General features: G+C 64.8%; 15 protein-coding genes. 12 read left to right on the top strand and 3 right to left on the bottom strand.

From position 1 onward, the window contains the following. Nucleotides 1–7: 7 nt before the first annotated feature. Nucleotides 8–421, bottom strand: coding sequence for a VOC family protein (locus tag VOM14_RS04775; protein WP_327628105.1), 414 nt, complete (start codon nt 419–421; stop codon nt 8–10). A gap of 120 nt (nt 422–541) precedes the next feature. Between VOM14_RS04775 and VOM14_RS04770 the strand changes: the two genes are divergently transcribed. The 7 genes from VOM14_RS04770 to lnt all read left to right on the top strand — a co-directional run bounded on the left by VOM14_RS04770 (nt 542) and on the right by lnt (nt 8,550). Beyond that, nucleotides 542–1,525, top strand: coding sequence for a LysR family transcriptional regulator (locus VOM14_RS04770; protein ID WP_327627600.1), 984 nt, complete (start codon nt 542–544; stop codon nt 1,523–1,525). Between the two features lie 162 nt (nt 1,526–1,687). Next, entirely contained in the window at nt 1,688–3,073 is a 1,386-nt protein-coding gene (gene miaB, locus VOM14_RS04765) for a tRNA (N6-isopentenyl adenosine(37)-C2)-methylthiotransferase MiaB (RefSeq protein WP_327627599.1), read from the top strand. A gap of 107 nt (nt 3,074–3,180) precedes the next feature. Next, on the top strand, nt 3,181–4,254 hold the full coding sequence (locus tag VOM14_RS04760; protein WP_327627598.1) for a PhoH family protein: 1,074 nt from the start codon (nt 3,181–3,183) through the stop codon (nt 4,252–4,254). Nucleotides 4,255–4,429: 175 nt separating this feature from the next. Next, nucleotides 4,430–4,891, top strand: a complete 462-nt coding sequence (gene ybeY, locus VOM14_RS04755; RefSeq protein WP_327627597.1) for an rRNA maturation RNase YbeY — start codon at nt 4,430–4,432, stop codon at nt 4,889–4,891. A gap of 29 nt (nt 4,892–4,920) precedes the next feature. Continuing rightward, nucleotides 4,921–5,634, top strand: a complete 714-nt coding sequence (locus tag VOM14_RS04750) for a gamma-glutamylcyclotransferase (RefSeq protein ID WP_327627596.1) — start codon at nt 4,921–4,923, stop codon at nt 5,632–5,634. A gap of 227 nt (nt 5,635–5,861) precedes the next feature. Beyond that, on the top strand, nt 5,862–6,755 hold the full coding sequence (locus tag VOM14_RS04745; protein WP_327627595.1) for an HlyC/CorC family transporter: 894 nt from the start codon (nt 5,862–5,864) through the stop codon (nt 6,753–6,755). Nucleotides 6,756–6,822: 67 nt separating this feature from the next. Further along, nucleotides 6,823–8,550, top strand: a complete 1,728-nt coding sequence (lnt, locus tag VOM14_RS04740) for an apolipoprotein N-acyltransferase (RefSeq protein ID WP_327627594.1) — start codon at nt 6,823–6,825, stop codon at nt 8,548–8,550. 63 nt (nt 8,551–8,613) lie between these two features. On the opposite strand, the gene VOM14_RS04735 is transcribed toward lnt, so the two are convergent. Further along, a complete protein-coding gene (locus VOM14_RS04735) occupies nt 8,614–9,372 on the bottom strand; it encodes a M48 family metallopeptidase (RefSeq protein ID WP_327627593.1) in 759 nt (252 codons plus the stop codon). A 176-nt stretch (nt 9,373–9,548) separates the two neighbouring features. Then, complete coding sequence (locus VOM14_RS04730) at nt 9,549–10,163, bottom strand: glutathione S-transferase C-terminal domain-containing protein (protein ID WP_327627592.1); 615 nt, start codon at nt 10,161–10,163, stop codon at nt 9,549–9,551. A gap of 295 nt (nt 10,164–10,458) precedes the next feature. On the opposite strand from VOM14_RS04730, the gene VOM14_RS04725 reads away from it, so the two are divergent. The 5 genes from VOM14_RS04725 (at nt 10,459) to purH (ending at nt 16,327) form a co-directional block, all read left to right on the top strand. Continuing rightward, nucleotides 10,459–11,865 carry an aminopeptidase P N-terminal domain-containing protein gene (locus VOM14_RS04725; protein WP_327627591.1) on the top strand — a complete coding sequence of 469 codons (1,407 nt, stop codon included), beginning with the start codon at nt 10,459–10,461 and terminating at the stop codon, nt 11,863–11,865. A gap of 6 nt (nt 11,866–11,871) precedes the next feature. Beyond that, nucleotides 11,872–13,185 carry a UbiH/UbiF/VisC/COQ6 family ubiquinone biosynthesis hydroxylase gene (locus tag VOM14_RS04720; RefSeq protein ID WP_327627590.1) on the top strand — a complete coding sequence of 438 codons (1,314 nt, stop codon included), beginning with the start codon at nt 11,872–11,874 and terminating at the stop codon, nt 13,183–13,185. 231 nt (nt 13,186–13,416) lie between these two features. Further along, on the top strand, nt 13,417–14,478 hold the full coding sequence (gene dusB / locus VOM14_RS04715; RefSeq protein WP_327627589.1) for a tRNA dihydrouridine synthase DusB: 1,062 nt from the start codon (nt 13,417–13,419) through the stop codon (nt 14,476–14,478). Continuing rightward, nucleotides 14,475–14,708 (top strand): Fis family transcriptional regulator, encoded by a 234-nt coding sequence (locus VOM14_RS04710; protein ID WP_006049915.1) that lies wholly within the window; start codon nt 14,475–14,477, stop codon nt 14,706–14,708. The genes dusB and VOM14_RS04710 overlap by 4 nt, the downstream gene beginning before the upstream one ends. Before the next feature lie 53 nt (nt 14,709–14,761). After that, the gene (gene purH / locus VOM14_RS04705; protein WP_327627588.1) at nt 14,762–16,327 is read left to right on the top strand and encodes a bifunctional phosphoribosylaminoimidazolecarboxamide formyltransferase/IMP cyclohydrolase; all 1,566 of its coding nucleotides are present in this window, start codon (nt 14,762–14,764) and stop codon (nt 16,325–16,327) included. The last annotated feature ends 8 nt before the right edge of the window (nt 16,328–16,335 follow it).

The raw sequence follows: 16,335 nt of genomic DNA, 5'->3' as shown, positions 1-16,335 counted from the left end.
CCAGAATTTACGGTTGAGCGTGATGCAGCGCCGTCACGAACTCGACGACGACGCCCGGCGCGAGCGCCACGAAAATCTGCGCTTCGGCGCGTTGCGGGGCCATCGGCGGCACTTGCGCGCGCTGATACTCGACGCCGGTTGCACCCAGGCGCGCGAGCAGCGCCTGCCATTCGGTGGCGCTGTCCAGCCGGAACGCAACGTGGTCGATGCGCGGCGCGGCGCTCGCCGGCGTTGCCGCACTCGTCGCCGGCGTAGAAGTCGCGCGGATCAGATGCACCACCGCGCGGCCGTCCGCGTATAGCCAGTAGCCGTCGACGGAAACCGGCGGACGCGGGCCCTCCGTCAAGCCGGCCACATCGACGAAAAAACGCCAGGCGGCGTCGAGATCGGCGGTGACGATGGTCGCGTGATCGAGTTGCATGATTTCGGGCGGCTGACTGCGCCGCATCGGGTTTTCGAGGGCTGGATTGTCGCGGCGCGACGAGGATTTGATAATTGGCGTAGCATTTGAAGCATTTTCAAATGGCATTTGAAGAACGCAATGGACAACCTCGGCGACATTCGCCTTTTCGTCGAAGCCGCGCAGTTGGGCAGCCTGTCGGCGGCGGGCCGCAAGATGGGACTCACGCCCGCCGCCGCGAGCGCACGCCTCGCGAAACTCGAAACCGGCCTGAAGGCGCGCCTGTTCGAGCGCACCACGCGCCAGTTGCGGCTCACCGACGAAGGGCGTCTGTATCTGAACTGCTGCCGTCAGGCGCTGCAATCGCTCGACGACGCCAAAGCCGCGCTGCAAGCGGGCCAAGGCGTGGTGCGCGGCAAGGTGCGCATTTCCGCGACGTCGGACTTCGGCCGCAATCTGCTGATGCACTGGCTCGACGAATTCAATGCGCTCTATCCCGAAGTGACGTTCGCGCTGACGCTTTCCGACTCGCTGTCGAATCTCGTGCAGGAGGACATCGATCTGGCGATCCGCTTCGGCGTGCCGCAGGACAGCTCGCTCGTCGCGCGCAAGCTGGCGCCGAACCGGCGCGTGCTGTGCGCGTCGCCGGAATACATCGCGCGCAAGGGCGAGCCGGAAGATCCGCACGATCTGGCGCGTTTCGACTGCATCGTGCTCAGCACCGGTTCCGGGCCGGTCAACGAGTGGCGCTTCACGCGCGGCGACGAGGTGCAGCACTACACGGTGCCGCTCGAAACCGCGCGCGAGACGAATGACGGCGCCGTCGCCCGCGAATGGGCGGTACGCGGCTACGGCATTGTGATCAAGTCGATGTGGGACGTGGAAGCGGATCTGCGCGCCGACGGCCTGAAAATCCTGCTGCCGCAATGGCGCTATCCCGACGCGCCGTTGCACGCGCTTTATCATCGCAACCGCTTCATGGCGCCGCGCGTGCGCGTGCTGCTGGATTTCCTGAGCGAGCGCTTCGCGCGGGTATCGGACGAACTGGAAAGGCTGCTGGGCTTGCCGCCGGAGCCGCCGCGCGCCGCAGCGGGCGCGGAAAGCGTATCCGTCGAAGGGCTATAATATTGTGTTACACGGCAAGCGTGCGCAGACCGCGGCCCATCCAGCACCACCTGAGCCGCCCGATGCTGAAAGCGCCGTTCCACGGGCTTCGCGCACGTTTTCGCCTCTCCTTGACCTTTTATACAGCGCCCCCAGGTTAACCACTGCGACCGGCGAAATTCGATGACCAAGAAAGTTTATGTAAAAACCTTTGGCTGCCAGATGAACGAGTACGACTCCGACAAGATGGTCGACGTACTCGGCGCGGCGGAAGGCCTCATCAAGACGGACACGCCCGAAGACGCGGACGTCATTCTGTTCAATACCTGCTCGGTGCGCGAGAAAGCCCAGGAGAAAGTCTTCTCCGATCTCGGCCGCGTGCGCGAACTGAAAGAAGCGAATCCTGATCTGATTATCGGCGTGGGCGGCTGCGTGGCGAGCCAGGAAGGCGCGTCGATCGTGGCGCGCGCGCCGTACGTCGATCTGGTGTTCGGTCCGCAAACGCTGCACCGTCTGCCGCAAATGATCGACAAGCGCCGCGAAAGCGGCCGCGCTCAGGTTGACATCACGTTCCCGGAAATCGAAAAGTTCGACCACCTGCCGCCCGCGCGCGTGGACGGTCCGAGCGCGTTCGTGTCGATCATGGAAGGTTGCAGCAAGTACTGCAGCTATTGCGTGGTGCCCTACACGCGCGGCGAAGAAGTCTCGCGTCCGCTGGACGACGTGCTGACGGAAATCGCCGGTCTCGCCGATCAGGGCGTGCGCGAAGTCACGTTGCTCGGTCAGAACGTGAACGCTTATCGGGGCGCGCTGACGCTCGGTTCGTCGGAAATTGCCGACTTTGCGACGCTGATCGAATACGTCGCCGACATCCCGGGTATCGAACGGATTCGCTACACCACGTCGCATCCGAAGGAATTCACGCAGCGCCTGATCGACACCTATGCGAAGGTGCCGAAGCTCGTGAGCCACCTGCATCTGCCGGTGCAGCACGGCTCCGACCGCATTCTGATGGCCATGAAGCGCGGCTACACGGTGCTCGAATACAAGTCCGTGATCCGCAAGCTGCGCGCCATTCGTCCGGATCTGTCGCTGTCCACGGACATGATCGTCGGCTTCCCCGGCGAAACGGAAGAAGACTTCGAGAAAATGATGACGCTCGTGCACGAAATGAAGTACGACACGAGCTTTTCGTTCATTTACAGCCCGCGTCCGGGCACGCCGGCGGCGAATCTGCACGACGACACCCCGCGCGAGGTCAAGCTCAAGCGCCTGCAACACCTGCAAGCCACGATCGAAGAGAACGTGCAGCGCATCAGCGATTCGATGGTCGGCAAGGTGGAGCGCATTCTGGTCGAACGCCCGGCGCGTAAAGACCCGAACGAACTCGCGGGCCGCACCGAAAACAACCGCGTGGTGAATTTCCCGGCGCCGGTGGCGTCGCACGCGCGGCTGATCGGTCAGATGGTCGACGTGAAAATCGTCAAGGCGTACCCACATTCGCTGCGCGGCGAACTCGTGCTGGTGCATGACCGCGCGGAAAACGGCGCGAGCGCCACGACCCACTGACCGACGCTCTTTCACGACCAGTGTCCGACGCACTGCGCGGTGCGGCGCGAACCCACGCAACACCCGCGCCGCCCGCGTACCGAAACCGACAGGATCGACTCATCGCCTTGAAAACCACTCAGCCGCATCTGGAATTCACCGCTCCGCGCGAGGACAACGCGCGGCTCGCCAACCTCTGCGGTCCGCTCGACGAAAACCTGCGGCAAATCGAGCAGGCGCTCGACGTGACGCTGCAACGCCGCGGACACCGCATCACGATTCGCGGGCGCGGCGCGAAACTCGCGCTCACCGCGCTCGAAAACTTCTACAACAACGCGCGCGATCCGCTGTCGGTCGACGACATCCAGCTCGCGCTCGTCGAAGTGCGCCATCCGGCGCGGCATCGCACGAACGGCAATGGCAATGGCGACGAAGCCGGCGAGCCCGGCTTTCCCGGCAATCCCGACCATCCGTTCGACCAGCCCGCCGACGTCGGCGAAGACGACGTGGAAGAACTCGGCCCGAAGCTGTACACGCGGCGCGCCGATCTGCGCGGCCGCACGCCGGCGCAGCGCGAGTATCTGAAGCAGATCGTCTCGCACGACGTCACCTTTGGCGTCGGTCCGGCCGGCACCGGCAAGACCTATCTCGCGGTGGCCTGCGCGGTGGACGCGCTGGAGCGCGACCAGGTCAAGCGTATCGTGCTGACGCGGCCGGCCGTCGAAGCGGGCGAGCGGCTCGGCTTCCTGCCCGGCGATCTCGCGCAAAAGGTCGATCCGTATCTGCGTCCGCTGTACGACGCGCTCTACGATCTGCTCGGCTTCGACAAGACCACGAAGATGTTCGAGCGCCAGATGATCGAAATCGCGCCGCTCGCGTACATGCGCGGCCGCACGCTGAATCACGCGTTCATCATTCTCGACGAGGCGCAGAACACCACGCCGGAACAGATGAAAATGTTCCTCACGCGGATCGGCTTCGGCTCGAAAGCCGTGGTGACCGGCGACACAACGCAGATCGACTTGCCGCGCGGCCACAAGAGCGGGCTCATCGAGGCGCAGCAGGTTCTGTCGGACGTGCGCGGCATCGCGCTCACGCGCTTCACGAGCGCGGACGTGGTGCGGCATCCGCTCGTCGCGCGAATTGTGGAGGCGTACGATGCGCATTCGCAGAAAGCCGCCAGCCCGGTGGATTCCCGCTGATGCGGCGGGACGCGCGCCTCGCTGCACTGAGACTGCCGCGGCCTGACCCGCGGCAGTTCGAGCAGAACCGCGCAGCGTGTGGCGAGCCACGTCACGCACCCAACGCGATACAACCTGCCATACAACCCGCAGCCCAACCCGCCGCGCATTGCGCCGCGCAATACTTCGAACAAGCATGAGCCGCGCCCCGAAACTGACGCTGAATCTGCAATTTCCGGCCGCCAAGGCATGGCCCGAACACAAGGCGCTGCTGCCGCGCGCCACGGTGGCCGGCTGGATCAAAGCCGCGCTTTTCGCCGACGGCGAACTGACCGTGCGTTTCGTGGACGCCGAAGAAGGCCGCACCCTGAACCGCACCTATCGCGGCAAGGATTATTCGACCAATGTGCTGACCTTCGCGTACGCGGAATCGGAAGACGATCCCGTGACGGGCGATCTGATTCTCTGCTGCCCGGTCGTCGAAAAAGAAGCCGCCGAACAAGGCAAGCCGCTGATCGCGCATTACGCCCATCTGCTCGTGCACGGCACGCTGCACGCGCAGGGCTACGACCACGAAGTCGAGGAAGAAGCCGAGGAAATGGAAGCGCTCGAAACCGAGATTCTCGGCAAGCTCGGTTTTCCCGACCCGTATCAATAACCGCCAGACAACCGTCGCCGGACCGAACCGTGAGCCCCTTTTCTCCCGATGCCGACACCCGAACGCCCTGCCCGGACTATCCGCCCGCGCTCGGCGACTCGCGTCTCCTGACGGACGAGGAATTGCGGGCGTCGCTCGAATGCACGTTGCGCGACTGGGACCGCCAGAACGACTTGTGGCTGTTCGGCTATGGCTCGCTGATCTGGAATCCCGGCCTGCCGACCGTCGAAGCAATGCGCTCGAAAGTGCACGGGTATCATCGCGGGCTGTATCTGTGGTCGCGCGTCAATCGCGGCACGCCGGAACAGCCGGGGCTCGTGCTCGCGCTCGATCGCGGCGGCTCGTGCTCGGGCATCGCGTTTCGTCTCGCGGCGCAGGGCGCGATGCCGCATCTGGAAGCGCTGTGGCGCCGTGAAATGGCGATGGGCTCCTACCGGCCCGCATGGCTGCCCTGCGTGCTCGCCGACGGCCGGCGCGTCGACGCGCTCGCCTTCGTGATGCGCCGCGACGTGCCGAGCTACACCGGCAAACTCCGCGACGACATCGTCAAAACCGTGTTCGACTGCGCATGCGGCCGCTACGGCACGACGCTCGACTACGTGAGCCGCACGGTTCACGCGCTGCGCGACAGCGGCATGCCCGACCGCGCGCTGGAAGCGCTGCTGGCACGCTGCCAGGCCGACAATCGCGCGCCCGATGCCGCGCGCGCCGAACGGCGGACCGCGCCGCAAGCGGACAAATAAGCGCCAGTAAAAAAGCGCCGGACACGCGCTTCGCCTCGCCATTTTTTCTCCGAAACGCTTTTCCGGGCGTTATCAGTTAGGATGGACCCATGGTCCGCGCCTCGCCGCGGGCCAGTGTCAGTCCCGTTTCACTCATCGCCCGGCCAGGCGGGACACGGTCCTGCCATGTGCCTGGTGTATCCTTAATGCTCTGCAACAGCGCGCCCAGTCTCGCCGGGCGCTCTACCATGAACGACACGTATCCCAGTCGACGCCATACCGACAAACCACACGAAAAACGCTCGCTGCTTGAGCGTCTGACCGATTTCATCTCGCCCGAGCCCGACTCGCGCGCGGAACTTCTGGAAATTCTGCAGGACGCGCACGAGCGCAACCTGATCGACGCCGACTCGCTGTCGATGATCGAAGGTGTGTTCCAGGTTTCCGAACTCAGCGCGCGCGACATCATGGTGCCGCGCGCCCAGATGGACGCGATCAACATCGCGGACAATCCCGCCGAATTTATCCCGTACGTGCTGGAAAAGGCGCACTCGCGCTATCCGGTCTACGAAGGCAATCGCGACAACGTGATCGGCGTGCTGCTCGCGAAAGACCTGCTGCGCTACTACGCCGAAGAAGAGTTCGACGTGCGCGGCATGCTGCGGCCCGCCGTGTTCATCCCCGAATCGAAGCGCCTGAACGTGCTGCTGCACGATTTCCGCGTGAATCGCAATCACCTCGCGGTGGTGGTCGACGAATACGGCGGCGTGGCAGGGCTGATCACGATAGAAGACGTGCTGGAGCAGATCGTCGGCGACATTGAAGACGAATACGATTTCGACGAGGAAAGTGGCAACATCATCGCCTCGCCGGACGGCCGCTTCCGCGTGCGCGCGCTGACCGAGATCGAGCAATTCAACGAAGCCTTCGGCACGCATTATTCAGACGAAGAAGTGGACACCATCGGCGGCCTGGTCACGCACCATTTCGGGCGCGTGCCGCATCGCGGCGAAAAGGTGCGCATTGACGATCTGATCTTCGAGATTCTGCGCGGCGACGCGCGTCAGGTGCACATGCTGCTGGTGCGGCGCGATCCGCTGGCCGGCCAGCGCGAGCGCGAAGCACAGCACGTGCAGACCTGAACGGCCTCGCTTGCCGCTCACACCTGAGCTTTCCCAACTTGCCACTCATCACGCCGACCGCGCAACAATGGCCGACCCGATCACTTCCTCTTCGCGCCGCGGTGTGAGCGCGCCCGCCGCCGGGCGCGCGCGCGCGCGCACGCTGCCCCGCTGGCATTACCTCGTCGCGCTCGTCGCCGGCGCGGCCAACACGCTGTCGTTCGCGCCCACGCCGCACGGCGGCTGGCTCGAACTCGCGATCTTCGTGTTCTTCTTCGGCTGGCTCACGCGCAGCACCGGCTGGAAGAGCGCCGCGCTCACGGGCGGGGCGTTCGGCTTCGGCAACTTCGTCACCGGCGTCTGGTGGCTTTACGTCAGCATGCATTTTTACGGCGGCATGCCCGCACCGCTCGCGGGCACGGCGCTCGTGCTGTTTTCGCTTTACCTCGCGCTATATCCGGCTTTGGCCGCGGGCATCTGGTCGTTCTGCGCCGGCCACGCGCGCAACGGCGCGTCCGCCACCTTTGCCGCGGACCTGCCGTTCTCGCCGACATGGCACGGCGCGCTGGCTTTCGCGAGCGCGTGGGCGATTGGCGAATGGCTGCGCGGCACCGTATTCACCGGCTTTCCCTGGCTCGCGAGCGGCTATGCGCAAGTCGATGGCCCGCTCGCCGGCTTCGCGCCGCTGGCGGGCGTGTATGGCGTCGGCTGGGTGCTGGCGCTCGTCGCCGCACTGATCGTGCAGGCGCTGCTGCCGCGGCTTCACCGTGCGCGCAAGCCGCGCGACCCTGCCGCCGACAGCGCCGACGTTCCGCGCAGCGCGGCTCACGGCGCGCTGCCCGGCGCGATCGCGCTGGCGCTGATCGCGGCGGGCCTGCTGCTGCCGCTCGCCAGGTGGACCACGCCGGCCAACGCGCCGCTGACCGTGCGTCTGCTGCAAGGCGACGTCAAACAGGACATGAAATTCGAGGAAGCGGGCGTGCGCGCCGCCATCGACCAGTATCAGCAGATGATTACCTCGAAGCCCGCCGATCTGATCGTCACACCGGAAACCGCCATTCCCGTGCTCGCGCAGCAGTTGCCCACGCCGTTTGCCGCGGCGGTGCGCAACTTCGCGGACTCGACGGGCAGCGCGATCCTGTTCGGCGCGATCGGCGGCTCGATCACGCCGGAAGGCCGCGTGGTCGACTACACCAACAGCCTGTTCGGCGTCACGCCGGGTTCGCGCGACATCTATCGCTACGACAAGCACCACCTCGTGCCATTCGGGGAATTCGTGCCGTGGGGCTTCCGCTGGTTCGTCAACCTGATGAACATTCCGCTCGGCGATTTCGCGCGCGGCACGCCGGTGCAAAAGTCGTTCGTCGTGCACAACCAGCCGGTCGCCGTCGATATCTGCTACGAAGACATTTTCGGCGAAGAGATTGCGCGCACCATTCGCGAGAGCGACACGCCGGCGGGCGTGCTGGTCAACTCGACCAATCTCGCGTGGTTCGGCGACACGATCGCGCTCGACCAGCACTTGCAGATCGCGCGCATGCGCTCGCTCGAAACCGGCCGGCCGATGTTGCGCGCGACCAACACGGGCATGACCGCCGCCATCGACGCAAACGGCAAGGTTCTCGGCAAGCTCACGCCCTACACGATCGACTCGCTCGATGTCACCGTGCAAGGCACCACCGGCCGCACGCCTTACGTGACGAGCGGCAATAACACCGTGCTGGCCGTTTCGTTGCTGCTGCTGGCTTTCGGTTTCGCATTCGGTCCGGGCACGACAAGGCGCAGGAACGGCCAGTCCGAAAACAACACCCATTAAGCCGCAATAAAAAACGCGCGCTGCGGCATTGCCGCAAGCGCGCGTTTATTCCGCCCTCGATCCTTATTGATTCGACGCAATACGCTGCTGAATATGTTGCGCACGCGCCGGCGAAGCAGGATGCGAACTCAGCATGCTGGATTTACCGCCGTCCATTTGCGCGATTTTATTGAACGCCGTGACCAGGCCGGACGGATCGAGATTCTTCTTTTTCTGTAAATCAAACGAATAATCGTCGGCTGCGCTTTCCTGCGTTTGCGAGAATTGCGCGTTAATCAGCTTTTCCGAGAATTCCCCCAATTGCGAGCCGGACAGCGCGCCGGCAATTCCACCCGCCGACGACGCCACCGAACGCACCGCCGACGTCGCATACGCAACCTGCATCGCCTTCTTTGTGTGGCCGAGCGCGACGTGGCCCATTTCATGGCCGACCACGCCACGCACTTCGTTGTCGTTCATCAAGTCCATCAAGCCGCTATACACGCGCACGCAGCCGTTCGCCATGGCCCACGCATTGACGTCTTTTGTCATGTACACCTTGTAATTCACCGGCGTGCCGTTGATGTTGTCGCCCAGTTGCGCGGCAATCCTGTTCAAGCGCTTCTGGTATTTGCTGCCGGCCGGCGCGATGGTGTTTTCGCTGTCGAGCTGCGCGCACGACTTGTCGGTCAGCGCGCGCACGTCGGCGTCCGTGAGGGTGGCGGCCTGCGTGGCCAACTGGCCGGACTGGATCAGCGCGGACGGGTCCAGGCTGCCGACATTGGAGCAGGCGGCAAACAGCGCACATGCGCAAGCGGCAATAAGAAAGCGATACGGTTTCATGATGAAAGTCTCTTTATGGTGTTATTCGTTTCGATAACGACAGACGAAAAAAAGCGCCTGACGGGAGGCGCTTTTCTACCACGAATGAAAGCTTCAAATCATGATCTTGAAAGACCGATTAACGCAATTTTGCAAACCTGCCGATTTATTAAGCGATTCGATTATCGGCGCTTTAATCAGTTAGCCGGCGCGGTATCAATAAACGACTGGCGCAGCGAAAGTTTCTGAAAATGCTTATCGAGATTCGGATGCGATTCGCGCCAGTTCAACTCGGGCATGCGGAAGTCCAGATAGCCCAATGCACAGCCCACCGCGATGTCGGCGAGCGTGTAGTGGTTGCCCGCGCACCACGGCTTGCTGCCCAGTCCCTGCGACATGGCGAGCAGCGCTTCGTCGATCTTGCGCTGTTGCCGCGCGACCCATGTATCGACGCGTTGCTCCGGCGTGCGCTGCGTGCTTTCCAGGCGAATCAGCACGGCCGCGTCCAGCAGGCCGTCGGCGAGCGCTTCCCAGCACCGCACCTCGATACGCTCGCGCCCGGCTGGCGGAATCAGCTTGCCGACCGGCGACAGCGTATCCACGTACTCGCAGATCACGCGCGAATCGAACACCGCTTCGCCGTCTTCCATCACGAGGCACGGCACCTTGCCGAGTGGATTGAAGGTATGAATGCGGGTGTCCGACGCCCAGACGTTCTCGGGCACCAGCTCGTAGTCGATCTTCTTGTCGGCCAGCACGATGCGCGCCTTGCGCGCGAACGGACTGGCGAGCGAACCGATGAGTTTCATCATTGCCATCTGCCTTTTTCTGAATCCGGCGAAAGTATAAGTGCTGGGCGGCGCGCGGGAACACCACTCGCGCGCTTCGCGAACCGCATGCGCGCTCGCTGTGGATGGATTGCAACATTGCCGCGCGCCACGCTTGCTGTCCAGCCGGCCGAATGGGCAATGTTGGGTGGATGTGCGGGGCGATGCGCGGAGCGAATCCACGGCGTATTTGGTGGCTTCATCCGCGGCTTCATCCACGGCGTCACCGCCGCCGCATCCGCGCAAAATGAGTCCGTGCATTGGGCGCTACAATCGCACGATGAACCAGCCGACCGAACCCACCATCGCCATCGACGTCTACCGCGCGCGCCGCGAGCGCGTACTCGCCGCGCTGCGCGCAGCGGGCGGCGGCGTCGCCATCGTGCCGACGGCGCCCGAAGCGCTGCGCAACCGGGACGCCGATTATCCGTACCGACACGACAGCTATTTCTACTACCTGACCGGCTTCACCGAACCCGAAGCGCTGCTCGTGCTCGACGCGAGCGCCGCGCACGGCGAGCCCGCGGCGATCCTGTTCTGCCGCGAGAAGAACATCGAGCGCGAGACGTGGGAAGGCTTTCGTTTCGGACCCGACGGCGCGCACGTCGCGTTCGGTTTCGACGCGGCCTTTCCTTTCGGCGAAATCGACGCGCACCTGCCGCGCATCCTCGCTGACAAACCCGCGCTGCACTACGCGCTGGGCGCCTCGGAGAAACTCGACGGCCAGGTGCGCGGCTGGCTCGACGCCGTGCGCATGCAAGGCCGCAGCGGCATGGCCGCGCCAGCCGCCGCGCGCGATCTGATGCCGCTGCTCGACGACATGCGGCTCGTCAAAGACGACCATGAACTCGCCATCATGCGCCGTGCCGGCCAGATTTCCGCGCAGGCGCACCGCCGGGCGATGGCGGCGTGCCGCCCCGGCGTGCGCGAGTACGAACTCGAAGCGGAATTGCTCTACACGTTCCGCAAGTTCGGCGCGCAGGCACCCGCTTACACGTCGATCGTCGCGGCGGGCGCGAACGCGTGCGTGCTGCACTACCCGGCCGGCAATGCGATCGCGCAAGACGGCGACCTCATTCTGATCGACGCGGCCTGCGAACTCGACGGCTACGCGTCCGACATCACGCGCACGTTTCCCGCGAGCGGCCGCTTCACCCCGGCGCAGCGCGAGCTTTACGACATCGTGCTGGCCGCGCAGCAGGCCGCCGTCGACGCGACGCGCGCGGGCGTCACTTTCGACGATCCGCATCAGGCCGCCGTGCGCGTGCTGTCGCAAGGCTTGCTGGACACGGGCATTCTCGACCGTACGAGATTCGCCTGCGCCGACGACGTGATCGCCGAGCGCGCCTACGCGCCCTTCTATATGCACCGCACCGGCCACTGGCTCGGCATGGACGTGCACGACGTGGGCGACTATCGCGAGCGCGCCGCGCCGCGCGACGAAGCGGGCGCGCTGCCGTGGCGCACCTTGCGTGCCTCGATGACGCTGACCATCGAGCCGGGCCTGTATATCCGGCCGGCCGCAGGTGTGCCGGAGCGCTACTGGAACATCGGCATCCGCATCGAGGACGACGCCATCGTCACGCCCACCGGCTGCGAGCTGATGACGCGCGACGTGCCGGTCGCCGCCGACGAGATCGAGGCGCTCATGCAGGAAGCGCGCGCGGCTCACGAAACAAGGAAGTAATCCGCCATGAACGACGCTTTCCAGTCGACGTTGATTCTGAAGCCCGCCGCGCCCGATCACTCATTCGATTTCGACGTGACGATTGTCGGCGCCGGACCGGTCGGGCTTGCGCTCGCCGGTTGGCTGGCCCGGCGCAGCGCGACGCGCGCGCTGAAAATCGGGCTCGTCGACGCGCGCGAGCCGGAGGACTCGATTGCCGATCCGCGCGCGATCGCCGTCTCGCACGGCAGCCGCATGATCCTGGAGCCGTTGCGCTGGCCCGCCGACGCCACCGCGATCCAGCGCATCCACGTATCGCAGCGCGGACACTTCGGCCGCACGCTGATCGATCACGGCGAGCACGGCCTGCCCGCGCTCGGCTACGTGCTGCGCTACGGCTCGATCGTGCACGGTCTGGCCCAGGCGGTGCACGCCACGCCGGTGCACTGGTTCCGCTCCACGTCCGCCGCCGCGCCGGTTCAGGAAGACGACGGCGTGACGCTCGCCATTGAAACCGCGGGCGTCACGCGCAAGCTGCGCACGCGGATTCTGGTGAACGCCGAAGGCGGCTTGTTCGGCGATCAGGCCGCGGGGAAAAATGCCGGAAAAAGTGCAGGCGAGCGCGGCCCAGGCGCCACGGCCGACGAAGCTCCCGAGCACATCGCCGGCGATCAGGCCGGACAGCGCGCCGGCAAGAACGGCTCGCGCGATTACGGCCAGACCGCGCTCGTCGGCACGGTGAGCGTGTCGGCGCCGCAGCCGCATGTGGCGTGGGAGCGCTTCACGTCGGAAGGTCCGATTGCCTTGCTGCCGATGGGCGGCGTGCGAGGCGCCGACTACGCGCTCGTCTGGTGCTGCTCGCCCGACGAAGCCGCGCGCCGCGCGCAACTCTCCGACGACGCCTTCCTCCACGAACTCGGCGCCACATTCGGCGGCCGCATGGGCCGCTTCACGCAGATCAAGGGCCGCGCGTCGTTCCCGCTCGGGCTGAACGCCGTCGATACGCTCGTGAAGGGCCGCGTCGTCGCCATCGGCAACGCGGCGCAAACGCTGCATCCGGTCGCGGGCCAAGGGCTGAACCTCGGTTTGCGGGACGCGCACGCGCTCGCCGACGCGTTGTCCACCGAAGGCCCCACGCCGCTCGCGCTCGCCAGCTTCGCGCAGCGCCGCGCGCTCGACCGGCGCATGACGATCGGCGCCACCGACACGCTCGCGCGTCTTTTCACCGTCGACTTCGCCCCGCTCGCAGTTCTGCGCGGCCTCGCGCTCACCGCGCTCGAATTCGCGCCGCCGGTGAAAACCGCACTCGCGCGTCAGATGATGTTCGGACAGCGCCGCTGAGCACGGCGCCCGCTCGCGGCGCGCGCGGCCCAAACCGCCCGCCGCGAGCACTTTCATAGAAGATTTAATGAGTTACAACGACTGCATGTCGGGTGCGGGCTAATTGTTAACGCTAAAATAGCGGTTTTCCCCCGCATTTCGCGAACGCTCCGATTGACAGGCCGGGCTGCCGGATTCAACCCCAGCACGCCACTTCAGCATTGAGCAATCGTCCGCGCGCGCTTTCACGTCATGCCCATTCTCGGCTCCCACAATCTGCGTAATAACCTGTTCGTCGCGCCCATGGCCGGCGTCACCGACCGTCCGTTCCGGCAATTGTGCAAACGGCTGGGCGCGGGCTATGCGGTGTCGGAAATGGTCGCCTCGAACGCGCAGCTGTGGAAGAGCGAAAAGACCATGCGCCGCGCGAACCACGCGGGCGAAGTCGAGCCGATCTCCGTGCAGATCGCCGGCGCGGACCCCGCGATGATGGCCGAAGCGGCCCGCTACAACGTGGCGAACGGCGCGCAGATCATCGACATCAACATGGGCTGTCCGGCCAAGAAAGTCTGCAACGTGGCCGCCGGTTCGGCTCTGCTGCAGAACGAGCCGCTCGTGCAGCGCATTGTCGAGGCGGTGGTGGGCGCGGTGGGCGTCGGGCCCGACGCGGTGCCCGTCACGCTGAAAATCCGCACTGGCTGGAATCGCGAGAACAGGAATGCGCTGAATGTCGCGCGTCTCGCCGAAGCCGCCGGCATTTCCATGCTGACCGTGCATGGCCGCACGCGCGCCGACCTGTATCACGGCGACGCCGAATACGAGACCATCGCCGCCGTGAAGGCCGCTGTGCGCATTCCAGTGGTGGCCAACGGCGACATCACGTCGCCGGAAAAAGCGCGCCACGTGCTCGCCGTCACCGGCGCGGACGCCATCATGATCGGCCGCGCGGCGCAGGGCCGCCCGTGGCTGTTCCGCGAGATCGAGCATTTCCTGCAAACGGGCGAGTTGCTGCCGCCGCCGCGCATCGACGAAATCCAGCAGGTCATGAACGAGCACCTCGAAGATCACTACGCGTTCTACGGCGAATTTACAGGTGTTCGCACTGCGCGCAAGCACATCGGCTGGTACACTCGCGGCCTTTCCGGCGCCAATGTGTTCCGGCATCGCATGAATACGCTGGACACCACGCGTGAACAACTCCTCGCCGTCAACGAGTTCTTCGACGCACAAAAGGCCATTTCCGACCGCCTCGTCTACGTCGACGAAACGCCCGAGAACCAGGGCGAGGACCAAACCGACCGACTAGCAGCATGAGCAAGAACAACATCGAACAATCTGTCCGCGACAGCCTGGGCATCTATTTCCAGGATCTCGACGGCTCCAATCCGCACGACGTCTACGACATGGTGATCTCGTGCGTTGAAAAACCCCTGCTCGAAGTGGTGCTCGAGCAGGCCGGCGGCAATCAGTCGCTGGCCGCCGAGTATCTCGGCATCAACCGCAATACGCTGCGCAAGAAGCTGCAACAGCACGGTTTGTTGTAGCGTGTAGTTTTCTCGCGCCCTGCCACGTTTCCCTTCGGCTTTTCGTCTTCATCATGATCAAGCAAGCGCTCATCTCCGTTTCCGACAAGTCCGGCATCGTCGACTTCGCCAAGTCGCTGTCGGGGCTCGGCGTCAAGATCCTGTCGACCGGCGGCACCGCGAAACTGCTCGCGGACGCGGGTCTTTCCGTGACCGAGGTCGCCGATTACACGGGCTTCCCGGAAATGCTCGACGGGCGCGTGAAAACGCTGCATCCGAAGGTGCACGGCGGCATTCTGGCGCGCCGCGACCTGCCGGAACATATGGCGGCGCTTGAAAAGCACGACATTCCGACCATCGACCTGCTGGTCGTGAACCTGTACCCGTTCGTGCAGACGGTGTCGAAAGAAGAGTGTTCGCTGGAAGACGCGATCGAGAACATCGACATCGGCGGCCCGACCATGCTGCGTTCGGCCGCGAAAAATCACCGCGACGTGACAGTGGTGGTCGATCCGGCCGACTACGCGGTCGTGCTCGATGAAATGCGCGCAAACAGCAACGCCGTCTCGTACAAGACGAACTTCCGGCTCGCGACCAAGGTGTTCGCGCACACCGCGCAATACGACGGCGCGATCACGAACTATCTGACAAGCCTGACCGACGAACTTCAACACTCGTCGCGCAACGCTTATCCGGCCACTTTCAACCTGGCCTTCAACAAGGTGCAGGACTTGCGCTACGGCGAAAATCCGCACCAGAGCGCGGCGTTCTACCGCGATCTTTCCGCTCAGCCCGGCACGCTCGCCAACTACGAGCAGTTGCAAGGCAAAGAACTGTCCTACAACAACATCGCGGATTCCGACGCGGCGTGGGAATGCGTGAAGACCTTCGACGTGCCGGCGTGCGTGATCGTCAAGCACGCGAATCCGTGCGGCGTGGCGGTGGGCGCGGACGCAAACGAAGCGTATTCGAAGGCGTTCCAGACCGATCCGACTTCGGCGTTCGGCGGCATCATCGCGTTCAATCGCGAAGTGGACGAAGCTGCTGCGCAAGCGGTGGCGAAGCAGTTCGTCGAAGTGCTGATCGCGCCGTCGTTCAGCGCCGAGGCGCGCCAGGTTTTCGCGGCGAAGCAGAATGTGCGTCTGCTGAAAATCGCTCTGGGCGAAGGCCATAACGCGTTCGACCTGAAGCGCGTCGGCGGCGGTCTGCTGGTTCAATCGCTCGATTCGAAGAACGTGCAGCCGCGCGAACTGCGCGTGGTCACGAAGCGTCATCCGACGCCGAAGGAAATGGACGATCTGCTGTTCGCGTGGCGCGTGGCGAAGTACGTCAAGTCGAACGCCATCGTGTTCTGCGGCAACGGCATGACGCTCGGCGTCGGCGCGGGCCAGATGAGCCGCGTGGACTCGGCGCGCATCGCGAGCATCAAGGCGCAAAACGCTGGCTTGACGCTGAACGGTTCGGCGGTCGCGTCGGATGCGTTCTTCCCGTTCCGCGACGGTCTCGACGTGGTCGTGGCAGCGGGCGCGAGCTGCGTGATCCAGCCCGGCGGCTCGATGCGCGACGACGAAGTGATCAACGCTGCAGACGAGCACAACATCGCGATGGTGTTGACCGGCGTGCGCCACTTCCGGCATTGAGCCGGCAT

The organism is Paraburkholderia sp. MPAMCS5 (assembly GCF_036016995.1).
In the GTDB taxonomy this organism is placed as follows: Bacteria; Pseudomonadota; Gammaproteobacteria; order Burkholderiales; family Burkholderiaceae; genus Paraburkholderia.
Note: the sequence above shows the minus strand (reverse complement) of the source record. Positions and strands in the feature narration are given on the sequence as shown.

What these genes read in the sequence shown, in the direction of transcription:
- VOM14_RS04775 (WP_327628105.1), bottom strand. Translation starts at nt 421, where the DNA reads ATGCAACTCGATCACGCGACCATCGTCACCGCCGATCTCGACGCCGCC.
- VOM14_RS04770 (WP_327627600.1), top strand. Translation starts at nt 542, where the DNA reads ATGGACAACCTCGGCGACATTCGCCTTTTCGTCGAAGCCGCGCAGTTG.
- miaB (WP_327627599.1), top strand. Translation starts at nt 1,688, where the DNA reads ATGACCAAGAAAGTTTATGTAAAAACCTTTGGCTGCCAGATGAACGAG.
- ybeY (WP_327627597.1), top strand. Translation starts at nt 4,430, where the DNA reads ATGAGCCGCGCCCCGAAACTGACGCTGAATCTGCAATTTCCGGCCGCC.
- VOM14_RS04745 (WP_327627595.1), top strand. Translation starts at nt 5,862, where the DNA reads ATGAACGACACGTATCCCAGTCGACGCCATACCGACAAACCACACGAA.
- lnt (WP_327627594.1), top strand. Translation starts at nt 6,823, where the DNA reads ATGGCCGACCCGATCACTTCCTCTTCGCGCCGCGGTGTGAGCGCGCCC.
- VOM14_RS04735 (WP_327627593.1), bottom strand. Translation starts at nt 9,372, where the DNA reads ATGAAACCGTATCGCTTTCTTATTGCCGCTTGCGCATGTGCGCTGTTT.
- VOM14_RS04730 (WP_327627592.1), bottom strand. Translation starts at nt 10,163, where the DNA reads ATGATGAAACTCATCGGTTCGCTCGCCAGTCCGTTCGCGCGCAAGGCG.
- VOM14_RS04725 (WP_327627591.1), top strand. Translation starts at nt 10,459, where the DNA reads ATGAACCAGCCGACCGAACCCACCATCGCCATCGACGTCTACCGCGCG.
- VOM14_RS04720 (WP_327627590.1), top strand. Translation starts at nt 11,872, where the DNA reads ATGAACGACGCTTTCCAGTCGACGTTGATTCTGAAGCCCGCCGCGCCC.
- dusB (WP_327627589.1), top strand. Translation starts at nt 13,417, where the DNA reads ATGCCCATTCTCGGCTCCCACAATCTGCGTAATAACCTGTTCGTCGCG.
- VOM14_RS04710 (WP_006049915.1), top strand. Translation starts at nt 14,475, where the DNA reads ATGAGCAAGAACAACATCGAACAATCTGTCCGCGACAGCCTGGGCATC.
- purH (WP_327627588.1), top strand. Translation starts at nt 14,762, where the DNA reads ATGATCAAGCAAGCGCTCATCTCCGTTTCCGACAAGTCCGGCATCGTC.